Annotated in this window: 17 protein-coding genes; 8 read left to right on the forward strand and 9 right to left on the reverse strand. The window is 71.3% G+C overall.

What is annotated here, in order from left to right; all coding sequences use genetic code 11:
• Positions 1-122: 122 nt before the first annotated feature.
• Complete coding sequence (locus ACFYNP_RS13295; RefSeq protein ID WP_388785299.1) at positions 123-386, reverse strand: DUF6225 family protein; 264 nt, start codon at positions 384-386, stop codon at positions 123-125.
• A 98-nt stretch (positions 387-484) separates the two neighbouring features.
• Entirely contained in the window at positions 485-1,189 is a 705-nt protein-coding gene (locus ACFYNP_RS13300; protein WP_388785301.1) for a peptidylprolyl isomerase, read from the reverse strand.
• Positions 1,190-1,474: 285 nt separating this feature from the next.
• On the opposite strand from ACFYNP_RS13300, the gene ACFYNP_RS13305 reads away from it, so the two are divergent.
• Both ACFYNP_RS13305 and ACFYNP_RS13310 read left to right on the forward strand, forming a co-directional pair.
• A complete protein-coding gene (locus ACFYNP_RS13305) occupies positions 1,475-1,867 on the forward strand; it encodes an SH3 domain-containing protein (protein WP_388412636.1) in 393 nt (130 codons plus the stop codon).
• A 424-nt stretch (positions 1,868-2,291) separates the two neighbouring features.
• Entirely contained in the window at positions 2,292-4,019 is a 1,728-nt protein-coding gene (locus ACFYNP_RS13310) for a TIGR03767 family metallophosphoesterase (protein WP_388785302.1), read from the forward strand.
• 84 nt (positions 4,020-4,103) lie between these two features.
• On the opposite strand, the gene ACFYNP_RS13315 is transcribed toward ACFYNP_RS13310, so the two are convergent.
• On the reverse strand, positions 4,104-5,159 hold the full coding sequence (locus tag ACFYNP_RS13315; RefSeq protein WP_388785783.1) for a phosphotransferase family protein: 1,056 nt from the start codon (positions 5,157-5,159) through the stop codon (positions 4,104-4,106).
• Between the two features lie 169 nt (positions 5,160-5,328).
• Between ACFYNP_RS13315 and ACFYNP_RS13320 the strand changes: the two genes are divergently transcribed.
• From ACFYNP_RS13320 to ACFYNP_RS13330, 3 genes are all read left to right on the forward strand, one after another.
• Positions 5,329-5,844: a histidine kinase gene (locus ACFYNP_RS13320; protein WP_388785304.1), complete on the forward strand. Its 516-nt coding sequence runs from the start codon at positions 5,329-5,331 to the stop codon at positions 5,842-5,844.
• A gap of 366 nt (positions 5,845-6,210) precedes the next feature.
• Positions 6,211-7,386 carry an alanine--tRNA ligase-related protein gene (locus tag ACFYNP_RS13325; protein WP_388785785.1) on the forward strand — a complete coding sequence of 392 codons (1,176 nt, stop codon included), beginning with the start codon at positions 6,211-6,213 and terminating at the stop codon, positions 7,384-7,386.
• A gap of 173 nt (positions 7,387-7,559) precedes the next feature.
• Positions 7,560-8,180, forward strand: coding sequence for an L-threonylcarbamoyladenylate synthase (locus ACFYNP_RS13330; protein WP_388412642.1), 621 nt, complete (start codon positions 7,560-7,562; stop codon positions 8,178-8,180).
• Positions 8,181-8,327: 147 nt separating this feature from the next.
• Here the strand turns inward: ACFYNP_RS13330 and ACFYNP_RS13335 are convergent, their stop codons facing one another.
• Both ACFYNP_RS13335 and ACFYNP_RS13340 read right to left on the reverse strand, forming a co-directional pair.
• On the reverse strand, positions 8,328-8,546 hold the full coding sequence (locus ACFYNP_RS13335; protein ID WP_388412644.1) for a ferredoxin: 219 nt from the start codon (positions 8,544-8,546) through the stop codon (positions 8,328-8,330).
• Positions 8,547-8,551: 5 nt separating this feature from the next.
• Entirely contained in the window at positions 8,552-9,742 is a 1,191-nt protein-coding gene (locus ACFYNP_RS13340; protein WP_388785306.1) for a cytochrome P450, read from the reverse strand.
• Between the two features lie 109 nt (positions 9,743-9,851).
• On the opposite strand from ACFYNP_RS13340, the gene ACFYNP_RS13345 reads away from it, so the two are divergent.
• The gene (locus ACFYNP_RS13345) at positions 9,852-10,448 is read left to right on the forward strand and encodes a TetR family transcriptional regulator (protein ID WP_388412647.1); all 597 of its coding nucleotides are present in this window, start codon (positions 9,852-9,854) and stop codon (positions 10,446-10,448) included.
• 266 nt (positions 10,449-10,714) lie between these two features.
• Here ACFYNP_RS13345 and ACFYNP_RS13350 read toward each other — a convergent pair whose 3' ends face one another.
• Entirely contained in the window at positions 10,715-10,906 is a 192-nt protein-coding gene (locus ACFYNP_RS13350) for a ferredoxin (protein WP_388412649.1), read from the reverse strand.
• 20 nt (positions 10,907-10,926) lie between these two features.
• The gene (locus ACFYNP_RS13355) at positions 10,927-12,159 is read right to left on the reverse strand and encodes a cytochrome P450 (RefSeq protein WP_388785308.1); all 1,233 of its coding nucleotides are present in this window, start codon (positions 12,157-12,159) and stop codon (positions 10,927-10,929) included.
• Between the two features lie 113 nt (positions 12,160-12,272).
• On the opposite strand from ACFYNP_RS13355, the gene ACFYNP_RS13360 reads away from it, so the two are divergent.
• Positions 12,273-12,902, forward strand: coding sequence for a TetR/AcrR family transcriptional regulator (locus tag ACFYNP_RS13360; RefSeq protein ID WP_388785310.1), 630 nt, complete (start codon positions 12,273-12,275; stop codon positions 12,900-12,902).
• Positions 12,903-12,923: 21 nt separating this feature from the next.
• On the opposite strand, the gene ACFYNP_RS13365 is transcribed toward ACFYNP_RS13360, so the two are convergent.
• Positions 12,924-13,352 carry a MarR family winged helix-turn-helix transcriptional regulator gene (locus tag ACFYNP_RS13365; protein ID WP_388785311.1) on the reverse strand — a complete coding sequence of 143 codons (429 nt, stop codon included), beginning with the start codon at positions 13,350-13,352 and terminating at the stop codon, positions 12,924-12,926.
• 63 nt (positions 13,353-13,415) lie between these two features.
• Here ACFYNP_RS13365 and ACFYNP_RS13370 point away from each other — a divergent pair, with 63 nt between their 5' ends.
• Positions 13,416-14,177: an alpha/beta fold hydrolase gene (locus ACFYNP_RS13370; RefSeq protein ID WP_388412656.1), complete on the forward strand. Its 762-nt coding sequence runs from the start codon at positions 13,416-13,418 to the stop codon at positions 14,175-14,177.
• Positions 14,178-14,281: 104 nt separating this feature from the next.
• On the opposite strand, the gene ACFYNP_RS13375 is transcribed toward ACFYNP_RS13370, so the two are convergent.
• Positions 14,282-15,427: a permease gene (locus tag ACFYNP_RS13375; protein ID WP_388785313.1), complete on the reverse strand. Its 1,146-nt coding sequence runs from the start codon at positions 15,425-15,427 to the stop codon at positions 14,282-14,284.
• Positions 15,428-15,679 lie beyond the last annotated feature (252 nt).

The following is a 15,679-nucleotide window of genomic DNA, read 5'->3' on the forward strand; positions in this document are numbered from 1 at the left end:
GTTTGGGGCGGGGGGGCGCGGCGGGGGGGGGGGGGGGGGGGGGGGGGGGGGGGGGGGGGGGGGGGGGGGGGGCCCCCCCCCCCCCCCACGACAGCCGGCACGGGACGCCTGCCGACGGCGGCTCAGACCAGGTCGACGTGGTACCGGCCGGCCTTGTAGTCGGCGAACAGGGTGTACTCGACCTCGGTCGCGGGCGCCGTGTCCTCGCCGCATTCCTTCTCGACGGGCTCCAGGTCGACCAGGGCGTATTCGCTGTAGCCCTCGAAGTCGCCGGGCCCGTCCGCGACGGCGATGTGGATGGGGGTGTCGTCGGAGAGGTCGGCGAGGGCCTGTCGCAGGCGGCCTGCCGTCCATACCTGCGGGGTGTGGTCAAAGGTGTCCGTCATGGGCGGAGACTAGCCGCGCCCCCGGCCCGTCCCGCGCTCCCCCGCCAGCGCAGCGCCAACAGCAATCGCTTGGCCTATCCGGACGGGCCGGTCCCGGCTCAGCCCTTCTTGATCGTCACGCGGTTGATGTTCACGGGCAGCGTGGGGTATCCGTCGCCGGGGCCGTTCTGGTCGTCCTCGCCACCCGCCGCGATCTTCCGCAGGACGTCGAGCCCGGAGGTGACCCGGCCGAAGGGTGTGTAGGCGGGCGAGAGCTTGGTGTCCTTCCAGACGAAGAAGAACTGGCTGCCGTTGGTGTTCGGCCCGGCGTTGGCCATCGCCACGGTTCCGGCCGGATAGGTGGCGCCCGTGAGGTTCTCGTCCGGGAACGAGTATCCGGGGCCCCCGCTGCCCGTGCCGGTCGGGTCGCCGCACTGGAGGACGTACAGGCGGGCCGTGGTGAGCCGGTGGCAGTGCGAGCCGTTGAAGTAGCGCTTCTCGGCGAGGAACCGGAAGGAGTTGGTGGTGCACGGGGCCTTGTCGGTCAGCGCCTTGAAGGTGATGGCGCCCTGGCTGGTACGCAGGGTGGCACTGAACGGCCTGGCCGCCTTGGCCGGGTCGAAGTCCGGTATCCCCTTGTAGTTGTCGGCGGGCACGGCCGGCGTGTAGGCACAGGCGGTGGCCGCGGTGGCCGCGGTCGCCGGGGACGTGTGCGGGGCCGGGGCGTCCGGCCGCGGCGCCGGGGCGGCGGCGCCCGCCTGGGTCGCCGTGGCGAGCGGGAACAGGAGGACGGCGGCGAGCAACGCGCCTTTTCTGCGGAGCACTTGAGGGTTTCCTTCCCTGGGGACCGACGTGACATGGCCGCCTCATCCTGCCCAGCCGCCCGCCCGGCATGCCGCCCATCGCCCGCACCTGCACCTGCACCCCGGCCGGGCCGCCGTGCGGCCCCCGGGGCGACTCCCCGCACGCCCGGATTCGTCCGAACTCATCCGATCGGCACATCAACTGCCTTACGGCGCACGGAAGTTCCCTCTTCCGGGGTGGAACGCATCGGCACGAGAGGCGCTCTTACAGGGCGCACATCCCAAAAGGAACGAAAGGGGAACAGCGTGTACGTGTCTGGCATGCGCAGGATGGCCGCGGCGAGCGCGGTGGCGGTACTCGCCGGATCGGGGATCCTGCTCACCGCGGGCGGGGCCTCGGCGGCGGACCCGACTCCGGTCGGCACCTCGGGCCAGCAGGCGGCCCCCGCCGCACCTGCGGCGGCCGAGGCCAAGGGCAAGGTCGTCGCCAACGGCGGCCTGTGGGTCCACCAGGAAGCGAACACCACCTCCAAGCGGCTGAACCTGCTGCCCCAGGGCTCGGTCGTCGCCCTGCAGTGCAAGAAGACCGCCCAGAACGTGGACGGCAACAAGACCTGGTACAAGCTCGGCGCCAACAAGCCCGGCTGGGTCACCGCCCGTTACGTTCAGAACCTGGCGGCGGTCCCCTACTGCAAGTGACAGGGTGAGCGGCGACTGCCGGGCGGCCGTCTCCGGTTCGGCGAACGCCCGCCAGTCCGCCCGTCACCGCAGGTGATACGCCACAGGAAATACGCAGCATGTGATCCATCACGAGTGATCCACCACGAGTGATCGGATCACGGGCGAAGCACTCACGCACGAGCCGGCTCCGACCGATCCGACTCGTTCCGGGGGTGTCAACGGCCGCTCGGCAGAGTCCCGTTGACACCCCGCACTCCTGCCACGCGGCGGTAGAGGACCGGGCTCGCATCCATCTCGCCGCCGACGCCCCGGCGCCCTTTTGTTTCCCTCAAGTTTCCTCCCGGCCCCTGTACATACGCATACCCGCCAGTAGTGTGTGGCCGCGCGGTCGCACCCGAGGGCTGCCGTGTCGCCAACTGCCAGTGCCACCAGGGGGATACCCATGCGCGGGATGAGCCGACGTCAGTTCGTTTCCAGGATGTCCGGCGCCGCCGCGGGCGCCGCCCTGTGGTCGATGGCGGCGCAGGACCGGGCGCTGGCCGCGACCGTCGCGCGAGCCGTCCGGACCGGCGGCACCACCCTGGAACAGGCCGCGATGCCGGTGGGCACCGGGCCGTACAAGCGGCTGGCGGCCGGGCCGGGGTGGCCGCTGGTGGTCCGGGGCGAGCTGGCCGCGGGGAGCGCGGGGCGGGACGACCGCCGGACCGGGCTGGCCTCCTTCGTGCAGTTCACCGACCTGCACCTGGCCGACACCGAGTCGCCGGTGCGGTTCGAGTACCTGGCCCAGTACAACGACAGCGCGCACCGCCCGCAGGAGGCGCTCACGGTGCGCGGCGCGTCCGCCCTGGTCGAGCGGGTCAACTCGGTGCGCCAAGGCCCGTACACCGGGCTGCCGTTCGGCATGGTGATGGCCACCGGTGACAACACCGACAACCATGAACTCATCGAGCTCGACTGGTACTTGAGTGTCATGAGCGGTGGCCGGATCACCCCGAGCAGTGGCGACGTCTCGCGCTACGAGGGCGTACAGAACTCCGGCAGCGCGCAGTACTGGAACCCGGAGCTTTCCTTCCAGGACTCCTACAAGGCCAGGGGCCTTCCGCAGATTCCGGGATTCCTCTCGGGTGCGGCCCGGCCCTTCGACGCGCCGGGTCTCAGCGTCCCCTGGTATACGACGGTCGGCAACCACGACGACAGCATCGAGGGCAGTCTGCCGGACCTCGGGCTCCTCAACGACCTGTACACGGGCGACCGCAAGATCGAGGGCTGCGACGACGCCACCGCCGCGAAGCTCGCCTACGCGCTCCAGCACAACCCGGCCCAAGCGGCGCTGCTGCTCGCCCAGTTGCTCGGCAACGGCGGCGCGATCCGCAAGGTCACCCCGGACGAGCGCCGGCGCCCCTTCACCCCGGCCGAGTTCGCCAAGGCGCATCTCAACCCGGCCTACACGGGTGCCGGTCCGGTCGGGCACGGCTTCACCTCGGACGCGGCGAGCAGCGGGCACCTGTACTACACGTTCCCCCTCGCGGGCGGGGTGCTCGGCATCAGCCTCGACACCACCAACAGGGCGGGATTCGCGGACGGTTCGATCGGCACGGCCCAGCTCAACTGGCTGGAGTCGGTCCTCAAGTCGCACAGCAGCCGCTGGTACGACACGGACGGGCACGTGGTGCGCGGCGGATCCAGCGACTCACTCGTCGTCCTGTTCAGCCATCACACCAGCACGACCATGGGCAACCTGCTGCCGGACCCGTACCACCCGTTCGAAGGGCGGCACGACGGAAACGCGCTGGTCGCGCTGCTCCAGCGCTATCCGAACGTGGTGGCGTGGGTGAACGGCCACACGCACGAGAACCGGATCACCCCGCACGGCCACGCGGTCCCCGAGCGCGCCTTCTGGGAGATCAACACCGCATCCCACATCGACTATCCGCAGCACGCCCGCGTGATCGAGATCGCGGACAACGGTGACGGCACGCTGTCCCTGTTCACCACCCTCATCGAGTCCGACGCACCCTATACGACGGACTTCGGCGACACCTCCGACCGGGGCTTGGCCGCCCTCTACCGCGAACTCTCCTACAACGACCCCTATGCCACCCCGTCGGCCAAGCTCGGCTCCTCGGCCGACCACAACACCGAGCTCCTGCTGGCCCACCCGGGCAAGTAACTCCCCGCGGGCAGGGCACGAGGGGCGGAGTGCTCCCCGCGGGCAGGACCGGAGGGAGTACTCCCCCGGTCCCCGCCCCATGCCTCAGGGTCGCAGCGCCGGTACGGGCCGGAGCACGGGCCAGCGGGCGAGCATCCGGCCGCGCATGCTCGCCGTCAGGACGTGCACCGCGCCGAGAAGCGGGTCCTCGGCGGTCAGTGCGCCGACGACCCCGAGCCGGTGGACCAGTCGCTGGCGGGCGCTCGCCGTGCCCCACGTCCAGTCCTCGTCCGGCACCCGGGCCAGATGGTCCGTGCCGTCGCGGTGTGCCCGCTGGACCAGCGCGTCACCACGGATCAGCCAGCCGACGCACGCGTCGACAAGACCGTCCACCCGGAGCTCGGAGCCCGTGGCGGCACGCCATGCCGTACGGTACGCACGCTCCGCCCGGGCCAGCAGCGGCTCGGCGGCCGCGGTGACACACCAGCAGGTGGGGAAGCCGATCCGCAGATAGGCCAGTTCCATCAGGCCGCTGCCGAGCGAGGCCTGCTCGAAGTCGACGAACCTGACGCCCTCGATGGTGTGCAGATCGTTCCCGGGGCAGGGGTCCCCGTGGAGCAGGGCATGTCCCGGGGCCCGGTCGAGGCGGCCCACCAGCGCTTCGAGTTCGTCGCGGACACCGGCCGGGACAGCCGCTCCGAGCGCCGCGGCGAGGGCGAGGAAGGCGGCGATGTCGGTCTCGCCCGGGCCCTGCCACCGCGGCAGCAGCCCGGCATCCTCCGGAACCGCCGTGGCATGCAGCCGGGCCAGGGACTCGGCGTAGTGGACGATCCAGTCGGGTGCCGGGGTGTGGTGGTCGAGATGGTCGAGGACGAGTAGGCGGCGCTCGGGGTCGGTGGCCAACAGCCGTGGCACGACCGGCGCGGGGGACCGGGCGGCGATCCCCAGGGCGGCCACCTCGCGGGCGTAGCGCTCCGCGGCGCCGGGGCCGTCGACGAGGTGCTTCACCACGGCCTGGCGTGGCCGGCCCCGCACCTCGGCCGGCAGCTCGACGCGCCACACCTGCGAGCGCGGGCTGCTGCTCAAGGAGCGAACCTCCGTAGGCGACCCGAGGTCGGCCCGTAACGCGTCCCCGAATGTGTCCCCGAATGTCAGTGGCATATCCATGTCCACATCGTGCCAGGCCGCAGACGGGCGGCCCGGGCACGCAGGGACGCTCGCGCTCCCGCCGGGGGCGCCCGCCCGGCCTTCCCGCCTGGCGGGGTGCCCGGGCGGGCGGTCCACTGGGAGGACCAGGAGCCGTGCGTCACACGATGAGGGAGTACCTGCGATGGCGGACACCCACCATGTTCTGCTGATCTCGTTCACCGATCCGACGCGGTGCCGTGCGGCCTTCGAGGAAGCGGCCTCCCTGCCGGGGGTGCGCCAGGCAGCCGTTCTGGAACGTTCGGCCGAGGGTCTGCTGGACGTGCCGGAGAACCATGTGCGGGGTGCCGGGGTGCCCACGGTCGGCGGCGGCCTGGTCGGCGGTCTCCTCGGGCTGCTCGGCGGCCCGATCGGCGTGCTGCTGGGCAGCGCGGCCGGGGCCACGCTGGCGAACGCGGCGGAGAACCGCCAGATCCTGGAGGACGGCGCCGGCCTCATCGTGCTGAGCAGCAGGGTCGAGGACGGCACATCGATGCTGGTCGTCGATCTGCACGAGTCCTCGCAGGAGCCCGCCGACGAGCTGGCCCGGCGCCACGGCGGCACGCTGCGCCGCCTGTCCGCGAAGGAGTTCACCGCGGAGGTGGAGGCCGCGGAGCGCGCGGCGGAGGAACGCGGCCCGCGGGACACCGGCGGGGCTTGAGGCGCCCGCCCGGGGGCGAGCACTTCGCCCGGCGGGGCTTGAGGCGCCCGCCGGGGAACCGGCCGGCGCGTTCGTGGGGCGTACGCCCGCAGACCCGGGGGCGAAAACTCGGGTGCGGGGCGATCGGGCCGCCCGTACCCTGGCGGCATGAAGGTCATCCACCGCAGCAGCGTCACGACCGCGCGAGCGACCAGCTCGCCGGTTGCCGCCGCCTGACCTCCTTATCCCTCTCCCCCGGCGACCGGAAACGGCCCGCCGGTGTGGATCGACCGAGTTCCCCGTTCGTCGCCCCGTGCTCGCGGTCCCTTTCCGGCTGCCCCGCAGTCAAAGGATCCGTACGTCATGAACCCCGTCGTGAACCCCGTCATGAGCAGCGAGCACGTCGTCCGCACCTTCGTCGAGCACTTCGAGCGGCTGGGCCACCGGCGCATCACGGGCTCGTCCCTGCTGCCGCCGCCCGGTGACTCCGTCCTCTTCACCACCTCGGGCATGCACCCCCTCACCCCGCATCTGCAGGGCCTCCCCCACCCGCTGGGCCGGCGTCTGGTCAATGCGCAGCGCTGTCTGCGCACCACCGACCTGGAGGAGGTGGGTGACAACACCCATCTGACGGTCTTCGAGATGCTCGGCACCTGGTCGCTCGGCGACTACACCGGCTCGCAGAGCCTCCGCTGGGGCCACGACCTGCTGGTGGACGGCTTCGGCATCGATCCGGGACTGCTGTACGCCACGGTGTTCGGCGGCGACGAGCGCTCGGGTCCGGACCTCGAATCCCTGCGCGCCTGGCAGGAGATCGGCGTACCGGTCGAGCTGACCGGCGAGGAGAACTGGTGGTCCAACGGCCCCACCGGTCCCTGTGGGCCGGACTCGGAGATCTTCGTCTGGACCGGCGAGGGGCCGCCCCGGTCCACGCCGACCGGTGACGATCGATGGGTCGAGGTGTGGAACCACGTGATGATGCGTCACCGGTGCGGCGAGGACGGCACACTGGAATCCCTGCCCCAGCGGAACATCGACACGGGGCTGGGCCTGGAGCGGCTGGTCGCCGTCCTCCAGGGCAGGCGGTCGGTCTTCGACACGGACCTGTTCGAACCGTGGATGCGCACGGTGCCCCCACTGTGGGACCTGGACCTGCGTTCGCTGCGCCTGGTCTGCGACCATCTGCGGTCCGGCATCGTCGTGGTGGGCGACGGCGTACTGCCGGCCAACACCGGTCGCGGATACGTCCTGCGGCGCCTGGTGCGGCGGGTGCTCACCTCCCTGTGGCGGGCCGACCCCTCCCGCACGCTCGGCGACCTGCCCGAGGAACTCTTCGGCCACACGCTGGACCACTTCGGCCAGCAGGGACCGGGCGGACCGATCCGCGACGTACTCCTCGAAGAGGAGCGGCGCTTCGCCCAGCTCCTGGAGCGGGGCCGACGCGTCCTGTCCCGGCCCCGCTTCCGCGGCCCGCTCGGCGAGGACGACTTCGACTACCTCCACGACACCCACGGGCTGCCCCGCGACCTCGTGCTCGGCCTGCGCGCCGACCCGCACGGGTGATGCCGGTCCGGAGGGCGATGCCGAGGTGGGGGATGCCGACGTAGCGGATGATGCCGCGAGGTGGGAGGTGACGCCGACGTAGGGGGTGATGCCGAGGTTCGGAGGGGCACCGCGTCGACACCTCGCGACCGCCGGAGCCGGGCGTCCGCACGCACGGACCGTAGACTCGGCGGATGGCAAAGTACTTCGACGTGCACCCCGACAACCCTCAGCGGCGCACCATCAGCAGCGTGGCCGACAGCATCCGTTCCGGTGCGCTCATCGCGTACCCGACGGACTCCTGCTACGCGCTGGGGTGCCAGCTGGGCAGTCGTGACGGCATCAACCGGATCCGCTCGATCCGCGATCTGGACGACCGCCACCACTTCACCCTGGTGTGCGAGAACTTTGCGCAGCTGGGCCAGTTCGTGCAGATCGACAATGACGTGTTCCGCGCCATCAAGGCGGCTACGCCCGGCAGTTACACGTTCATCCTGCCCGCGACGAGGGAGGTGCCGCGGCAGCTGCTGCACCCAAAGAAGAAGACGGTGGGCGTGCGGATCCCGGATCACGCCGTGGTCCAGGCCCTGCTCGCCGAGCTCGGGGAGCCGCTGCTCTCCAGCACGCTGCTGCTGCCCGACGAGGCCGAGCCGATGACGCAGGGCTGGGAGATCAAGGAGCGCCTCGACCACGTGGTGGACGCGGTACTGGACTCCGGCGACTGCGGCACCGAGCCGACCACCGTCATCGACTTCTCGGGCGGCGAGGCGGAGATCGTGCGCCGGGGCGCGGGCGACACCTCGCGCTTCGAGTAGTCGCCCGCGCCCGTCCGGCCCCGGCCGCCGCTCCCGCCCGGTCCGGGCGTCGGCCGCGCCCCGGGCGCCGGTCTCGACGGGGCACCTCTCGACGGGGCGTCAGCCTGGGCTGGCGGGCCCGCCAGCCTGGGCAGGCAGGCTCGCTCGTCAGTCGCGGCGGGGGCCTATGACCGCGTTCCCGTCGTGCACGGTGATCGCCTGCGCGGGGCAGGCGTCGGCGATGTCCAGAACGCGCTCGTCCGGCTCGATCGCGTCCGGCAGCACCCGTGCGTGCTCGGTGTCGAGCGCGAAGACGTCGGGGGCGGCCCCGGCACACATGCCCGAGGCCAGACAGAGTTGTGGATCCACGCGTACGGTCCAGGTCATGGCCGTCACCACGCGACCGGCATGACGCGCGGCCCGCGGACCAGCATCTCGGTCTTCCAGGTGATGTCGCCGGCCAGTTTCAGGCCGGGGAAGCGCGTGATGAGCGCGCTCAGCGCCTCCTGGAGTTCGAGGCGGGCCAGCGGGGCGCCCAGGCAGTGGTGGACTCCATGGCCGAAACCGAGGTGCTGGTTGCCCTCGCGCGCGATGTCCAGCACGCCGGGGCCGCTGAAGCGCAGCGCGTCGCGGTTGGCGGCGCCGGTCGCGACCAGGACCGGGCTGCCGGCCCGTACCAGGGTGCCGCCCACCTCGACGTCCTCGGTGGCGTACCGCGCCTGGCCGGCGCCACTGCCCAGCGGCACGAAGCGGAGCAGTTCCTCCACCGCGTTGGCGATCAGCTCGGGGCGGGTCCTGAGCTGGGCGAGCTGGTCGGGGTGGTCGAGCAGGGTGAGGGTGAAGTTGGGGATCTGGGACGCCGTGGTCTCGTGTCCGGCCACCAGCACCGCCACACACAGGTCGACGAGTTCGAGTTCGGACAGGCGGTCGCCGCCGTCGCGCGCCTCGATGAGCGCGGTCATCAGGTCGTCCTGCGGTTCCTGGCGGTGCAGGGCGATCAACTCGCCCATGTACGAGCGCAGTTCCTCCCGGTTGGCCTCGAACTCGGCGGCCGTGAGCGAGCTCGTGGACAGGGCGGCGTCGCTCCACACCCGAAAACGCGGGCGGTCCTCGGTGGGCACGCCGAGCAGTCGGCAGATCACCGCGACCGGCAGCGGGAGCGCGTAGGAGTCCACGAGGTCGGCGGGCGCCCCGCTCGCCTCCATGTCGTCGAGCAGACTCGCGGTGAGCTCGCGGACCTGCGGCCGGAGTTTCTCCACCTGGCGGACGGTGAACGCCCGCGCCACCAGGGAGCGCAGCCGGGTGTGGTCCGGCGGGTCCATGCCGAGGATCCCGCTGTTGGTCCGCCCCTCGGACTGGCGCGGCTCGTCGTGCTCGGCACCCGCGGCCCGGCTGAAGCGCTGGTCGCCGAGGACGAGCCGGGCATCCGCGTAGCGGGTGACGAGCCAGGCGGGCTCGCCGTACGGCAGCTGCACGCGTAACAGGCCCGGCAGTTCGCGTACCCGCTCGTACTCTTCGGCGAGCTGGAGTCCGTCGGCGGTGTTGAAGGGATAGGCGAGGGGTGTGGTCTCGGCTGTCGTCACTGCGGCCTCCCGGATGTAAGCAGCTGCTTACAACGGTAGGGGCGCCCCCCGAGTCGGTCAACGGCGCATTGTGGCCGTTATCCTGACGGGCCGTCTGAGAGGACCTCCCATGGCAGAAGCCCCCGAATCGCCCGCCGGCGAGCGCCGCCGCGATGCCGCGGCCACCCGCAGGCGGCTGCTCGACGCCGCACGCGATCTGTTCGCGGAACGCGGCTACGAAGGGGCGACGGTCCGTGAGATCGCCGAACGCGCGGGCGCCAACCAGGCCTTGCTGTTCCGGTACTTCGGGTCCAAGCAGGGCCTCTTGACCGAGGTCGTCGCGCAGGGCGGCCTGGAGCAGTTTCGCGCCACACCGCCCGAGGAGCTCTTCGAGACCGCGCTCCGCTCGATGCTGACGAGCAGCGCCGCGGGGACGGCCGACCGGTCCCTTGAGGTCTATCTGCGGTCCATCGGCCGGGGCGACGAGGCGACCGGAACGCTGCGCGAGCTGGGCGAGCGCTACCAGCGCGCACTGGCCGAGCTGTCCGGCGCCAAGGACGGCGCGCTGCGCGCCGATCTGGCCATGGCGTGGCTGCTCGGGATCGGGCTCATGCGGACGGTCGTCGCGCGCGAGCCCCTGGCGAGCGCGGACCCGGACACGGTCTGCCGGCTCGTGGTCGACACCCTCGACCATCTCTGGTCCGACGCGGAGCGGGAGAAGCCGTAGGCGTCAACCGGTCCTTTCTCGTAGGGAGATCGGGTCGGCCCGCGACACCGCGAGACCTCGCGTCGACTCGCTGGCCTCGCTGCCGGCGCGGCCCTCGCGGCACGGGCAGTACAGACCGGCCCGCGCGCGTCCGGGCCGGAGCCGCTCGGGCGGCTCCGGCCGGGATCGGGCGCAGGCGGGTCGGGATCGGGCGGAGGCAGGGCAGGCCTGTCGGGGCAAGCCCGTCCGCGGCAGGCCCGTCGGTGGTGGGCCCGTCGGTAGCAGGCCTATTCGACGATGCGGACCGCTCCGGACGGACAGAGGTTGGCCGCCTGGCGGGCCGCCGACTGCTGCGCCCCGTCGGGATCCGGCGCAAGGACATCGACGAGGCCGTCGTCGTCCTGGTCGAAGACGCCGGGGGCGGTCAGCGCGCACAGCCCGGCGCCGACGCACACGTCCCGGTCGGCGGACACCCGCATGGGGACTCCTTCCACCCCGGTCACCAGGTGACCGGGAGCTCGTTGACACCCTGGATCGTCGTACCCGGCCGCAGCGTGAGCCGCTCCACCGGGACGGCGAGACGCAGGGTCGGAATACGGTCGAACAACGCGGTGAGGATGACTTCGAGTTCGAGGCGGGCCAGATTCTGGCCGAGGCACTGATGCACTCCGTACCCGAAGGAGAGGTGGTGGCGCGCGGTGCGGTGCACATCGAGACGGTCCGGATCCGCGAAGACCGAACTGTCGCGATTGGCAATGGAGTTGGTGACGATCACACCCTCGCCCGCGCGGATGAGCTGCCCGTCGACATCGATGTCGGCGGTGGCCACCCGGCCGCCCGCGATGTCCGCGATGGCGAGGTAGCGCAGCAGTTCCTCCACCGCGCCGGGCACCAGGGAGGGGTCGTCGCGCAACGCGGCGTGCTGCTCGGGGTGTTCGAGCAGAGTGATCACGCTGAGCGAGGTCATCGATGCGGTGGTCTCGTGACCGGCGACGAGCAACAGCAGTGCGGTCGAGATCAGCTCCTCGCGGTCGATCTCCCCGGCCGCCAACTGCCGTGACACCAGGGAGTTCAGGAGGCCGGAGCCGGGCTGGGCCTGCATCTTGGTGATGAGCCCGTCCAGGTACTCGTTGAGGTCCTGGCGGGCGGTGATCGCGCCGTCCACGTCCGTGGACTGCACGAGACGCCTGCTCGCGTCCTGGAAGTAGTCGTGGTCGGCGTACGGAACGCCGAGCAGTTCGCAGATCACCATGGAGGGAACGGGGAGCGCGAACTGGCTGACCAGGTCGGCGGGCGGGCCACCGGCGAGCATCTCGTCGATGAAACCGTGCACGATGCGTTCGACGTCCGGGCGCATGCCCTTGATGCGCTTCACGGTGAATTCACTGATCGTCATCCGCCGACGGGGGCCGTGCTCCGGCGGGTCCATGCCGATGAAGGCGGGGCGGCCGGAGCGGATGGCCTCGAACCGCGGTGAAGTGGCGGGGAAATGGACGCTGGTGCGGTCGGAGGAGAGCCGGGGGTCCGCGAGCAGCCTGCGCGCGGTCTCGTGCTTGGTCACCACCCAGGCCCGTCGCCCGTCGAAGAGGGTCACGGGGCTCAGTGCATCGGCCTTGTCCCGCAACTCGACGTAGGAGGCGGGCAGTTGATAGGGGCAGGTCCGGTCGGCCGGAAAGGCGGGGGCCTCGGCCTTCTGCAACGGTGCGGTCGTCGTCTCGGTCGTGTCGGTCATCGAATCCCTCGAAACCTCAGACGTTAAAGAACGGTCAGTTCTCTAAGTTGGAGGCTAGGCTGTCCCCCCTGAAGAACGCAACGGCCCCTATCGGACACACCCGGGAGGCATGGGTGCCCAGCAGCACCGGCCCGGCCACCGAACCATCCGTTGACCACCGCAAAGGCCCGCGCCGCCGTGGCGAGGAACTGGAACGAGCCATTCTGCGGGCCACCTTGGACGAACTCGCCGAGGCGGGCTACGCGGCGCTGACCATGGAGCGGGTGGCCGCCCGGGCCCGCACCGGCAAGGCAGCCGTCTACCGGCGCTGGCCAAGTCGGGCCCAACTCGTCCTGGATGCCTGCAAGTTGGGCAAGATCTCCGACGTCGATCTGCCCGACACCGGCGAGCTGCGCGGCGATACCCTGGCGCTGCTGCGGCACATGGCCGTCACCATGGCCAGCCCGCTCGGCGGAATCATGCGCGGCCTGCTCGGCGAGATGACCCGCGACCCCGAGCTGGCCGAATTGATTCGGGAGCGCGTCCACACCGTCCGCCCGTCGACCGTTCACGTCATCCTGGAGCGGGCCGTGGAGCGCGGTGAGATCGAGCCGTGGATCCTCACCTCCCGGCGGGCCACCGTCGCAACCGATCTGCTGCGCAATCAATTCCTGCTGTTCGGCGCCCCGGTGCCGGACGAGTTCATCGTCGACATCGTCGACGACATCTATCTGCCCCTGGTCCTGAGCCCAGCACCCCGCTAGGAAGGCCGGCCGCCCAGGACGTCAGCCGCCGTCGGCGTCCGGCCGGGCCGAGAGCTTGCGCAGCAGCGCCAGCAGCGACGCCCGGTCTCCCGCCGTCAGCCCTTCGAAGCACTCCGCGAGTGCCGCGTCGGCCACCTCATGCCCCGCACGCAGCACCCGCCTCCCCTCGGCCGTGAGGTGGTGCTCGATGCGCCGGCCGTGCCCCTTGCGCCGGTCCACCAGACCCTGAGCCACAAGACGGCCCGCGAGCGCGCCGAATGCCTGCTCGCTCTGGAACGTCGTCGCGGCCAGCTCCCGGGCGCTGGCTCCCGGCGCGTTGTCGATCGCGCGCAGTGCGTCCCACTGGGCCAGCGTGCTGCCGATGGCGGCGAGGTGCGTATCGAGGGAGCGGTGCTGCCGATACTGGGCGGCCTTCACGGCCTTTCCGAGGGCTTGCAGGTCAACGGCCATGCGAGCAGATTAGCATGGCAACTAAGCTTGTTTAGCTAAACATCTTTAGTTACAGTCGTGGCCATGACTTCCGAACGCGCGCTCGCCCTGTCCGGACCCGCCACCGGCCGCCCCGTCCTCGTCCTGCACGGTGGCGGCGGCCCCGCCACCGTCGCCCCCATCGCCGAGCACTTCGCCGCGTCCTCGCCCACCCTGCTTCCCACCCATCCGGGCTGGAACGGCACATCGCGCCCCGAGGACGTCACGTGTGTCGCCGACCTCGCCGCCGGCTACCTCCGGCTCCTGCGCGAGCGCGGTCTTCGCGACGTCCTGGTCGTGGGGTCGTCGCTCGGGGGCTGGATCGCCGCGGAGATGTCGGCCGCCGACACGGAAGGGATGATCAGCGGGCTCGCGCTGGTGAACGCGGTCGGCATCGAGGTCGAGCAGGAACCGGTGCGCGACTTCTTCACCCTCGACGCCAAGGGTGTCGCCACCTACGCGTACTACGACTCGGAGCGGTTCCATGTCGCTCCGGAGGACGTGCCGGCCGAGCGGCGTGCGGCCATGGCCGGCAACATGGCGGCCCTGCGCCTCTTCTCCGGCGGTCCCGCGATGGCGGACCCCACCCTGCGGGCCCGGCTGGCGGATGTCACCGTCCCGACGCTCGTGCTGTGGGGAGAGGCCGATCGCATCGTGACGCCCGCCTATGGCTCGGCCTTCGCCGCGGCTTTCGACAACGCCCGCTATGTGACGGTGCCGCAAGCCGGCCACCTGCCCCATCTGGAACAGCCGGAGCACACGTTCGCCCTGCTGGACGCGTTCGCGGCCGAGACTGCCGTCCGGTAGGGAGCACGACCTGCCCCGGTACGGCATACGACCTGCCCCCCGGCGGGCGTTGGATGCGCGGGTGCGCGTCGGGCAGCCCGGTGGCCCACCGGACAACTCGTGGGCTAGTCCCCGCCTTCGGGCGGCGCGCCCCCCATCATGCGCAGCATCTCCCTCCCTCCGGTCCGGAAGAAGCGCACGAGCAGCACGCCGGCGAGCACCAGGAACACCATGTTGAGCCACGTCGTGTAGTTCCAGGCCACACCCTCCATGGGGATGGTCGCCGAGCTCCGGTCGGGAACGAGGCCGAGGCCACCGAAAAGGAACTCGACCACATACCCGGCGACCACCATCGCCCCGTAGAACGTGCCGAGCAGGAAGGCGGCCGTGCGGGCGCCGTAGTACTTCCGGTAGATGGAGAGGATCGGCAGGATCAACAGGTCCGCGAAGAGGAACGCGACCACCCCGCCGAAGCTGATGCCGCCCTTCCAGAGGACCACCGCGAGCGGCACGTTGCCGATGGAGCAGACGAACGAGGCGATGGCGACGAGCGGACCGATCAGCGGCCCCCAGAGCCGGGATGCCAGCGGATGACCGTCGAAGAAGAACGTGCGCCAGAAGGAATCCGGCACCCATGCGGCGATCGCGCCCGCGATGAGCAGTCCGACGACGAGGTCACGCAGGATCGCCGCCCATTCCATGACGAAGACGTGCGCGGTGGAGGTGAAGCCGTCCGCCGAGAACAGTCGCGCGGCGAACGAGCCCTCCTTCCGCACGGACATGTCCATCGAGGCGTGCCCCTCCATCGACCCGGCCAGACCGCGCTCGGCCTGCTCGCGTGCCTGGCCGAGCAGTCGGTCCCGGAGGAACAGCCGGAAGAGCACGGCGAGCAGCACGATCATGACGGGGCCACCGACGAACTCGGCCGCCGTGAACTGCCAGCCCATCAACAGGGCCAGAATCACGCCGAGTTCGACGACGAGGTTCGTCGAGGCGATCTCGAAGGCCATCGCCGCGGTGAAGTGGGCACCCTTGCGGAAGAGGGAGCGGGCGAGCGCGACGGCGGCGTACGAGCAGGAGGACGAGGCCGCGCCCAGACCCGCCGCGAGCGCCAGGGTGCGCGGGCGGTCGTCGCCGAGCAGGGCGACCACCGTGGACTTGCGCACCACCGCCTGCACGACGGCGGACAGGGTGAAGCCGAGGACCAGGGCCCAGGTGATCTCCCAGGTCATCGAACCGGTGATGCGCAGGGCGTGCAGTACGGCATCCATGATGTGCCTTCCCTGGACGGGCGCGGGACGGACTGGGGACGGGCGGCACAGGACGGACAGGGGTCACGTGCCGGAGTGCGGTTTCTGGCTGGGGCGCGTGGCGGAGCGGGCAACGGGGTGGGGTTCCGGTCCTCCGTCACCTCGACGCAGGACCGGAACCGCCCTTCTCCCGTCGGCCCGACCGGCCCGACCGGCTCGGCGGGTTCGGCGGGTTCGGCGGGTTCGGCGGGTTCGGCGGGTTCGATCGGCCCG

This window comes from Streptomyces sp. NPDC006691 (genome assembly GCF_042869955.1).
Taxonomy (GTDB): domain Bacteria; phylum Actinomycetota; class Actinomycetes; order Streptomycetales; family Streptomycetaceae; genus Streptomyces.

What these genes read in the sequence shown, in the direction of transcription:
- ACFYNP_RS13295 (WP_388785299.1), bottom strand. Translation starts at nt 386, where the DNA reads ATGACGGACACCTTTGACCACACCCCGCAGGTATGGACGGCAGGCCGC.
- ACFYNP_RS13310 (WP_388785302.1), top strand. Translation starts at nt 2,292, where the DNA reads ATGCGCGGGATGAGCCGACGTCAGTTCGTTTCCAGGATGTCCGGCGCC.
- ACFYNP_RS13315 (WP_388785783.1), bottom strand. Translation starts at nt 5,159, where the DNA reads ATGCCACTGACATTCGGGGACACATTCGGGGACGCGTTACGGGCCGAC.
- ACFYNP_RS13320 (WP_388785304.1), top strand. Translation starts at nt 5,329, where the DNA reads ATGGCGGACACCCACCATGTTCTGCTGATCTCGTTCACCGATCCGACG.
- ACFYNP_RS13325 (WP_388785785.1), top strand. Translation starts at nt 6,211, where the DNA reads ATGAGCAGCGAGCACGTCGTCCGCACCTTCGTCGAGCACTTCGAGCGG.
- ACFYNP_RS13330 (WP_388412642.1), top strand. Translation starts at nt 7,560, where the DNA reads ATGGCAAAGTACTTCGACGTGCACCCCGACAACCCTCAGCGGCGCACC.
- ACFYNP_RS13335 (WP_388412644.1), bottom strand. Translation starts at nt 8,546, where the DNA reads ATGACCTGGACCGTACGCGTGGATCCACAACTCTGTCTGGCCTCGGGC.
- ACFYNP_RS13345 (WP_388412647.1), top strand. Translation starts at nt 9,852, where the DNA reads ATGGCAGAAGCCCCCGAATCGCCCGCCGGCGAGCGCCGCCGCGATGCC.
- ACFYNP_RS13350 (WP_388412649.1), bottom strand. Translation starts at nt 10,906, where the DNA reads ATGCGGGTGTCCGCCGACCGGGACGTGTGCGTCGGCGCCGGGCTGTGC.
- ACFYNP_RS13355 (WP_388785308.1), bottom strand. Translation starts at nt 12,159, where the DNA reads ATGACCGACACGACCGAGACGACGACCGCACCGTTGCAGAAGGCCGAG.
- ACFYNP_RS13365 (WP_388785311.1), bottom strand. Translation starts at nt 13,352, where the DNA reads ATGGCCGTTGACCTGCAAGCCCTCGGAAAGGCCGTGAAGGCCGCCCAG.
- ACFYNP_RS13370 (WP_388412656.1), top strand. Translation starts at nt 13,416, where the DNA reads ATGACTTCCGAACGCGCGCTCGCCCTGTCCGGACCCGCCACCGGCCGC.
- ACFYNP_RS13375 (WP_388785313.1), bottom strand. Translation starts at nt 15,427, where the DNA reads ATGGATGCCGTACTGCACGCCCTGCGCATCACCGGTTCGATGACCTGG.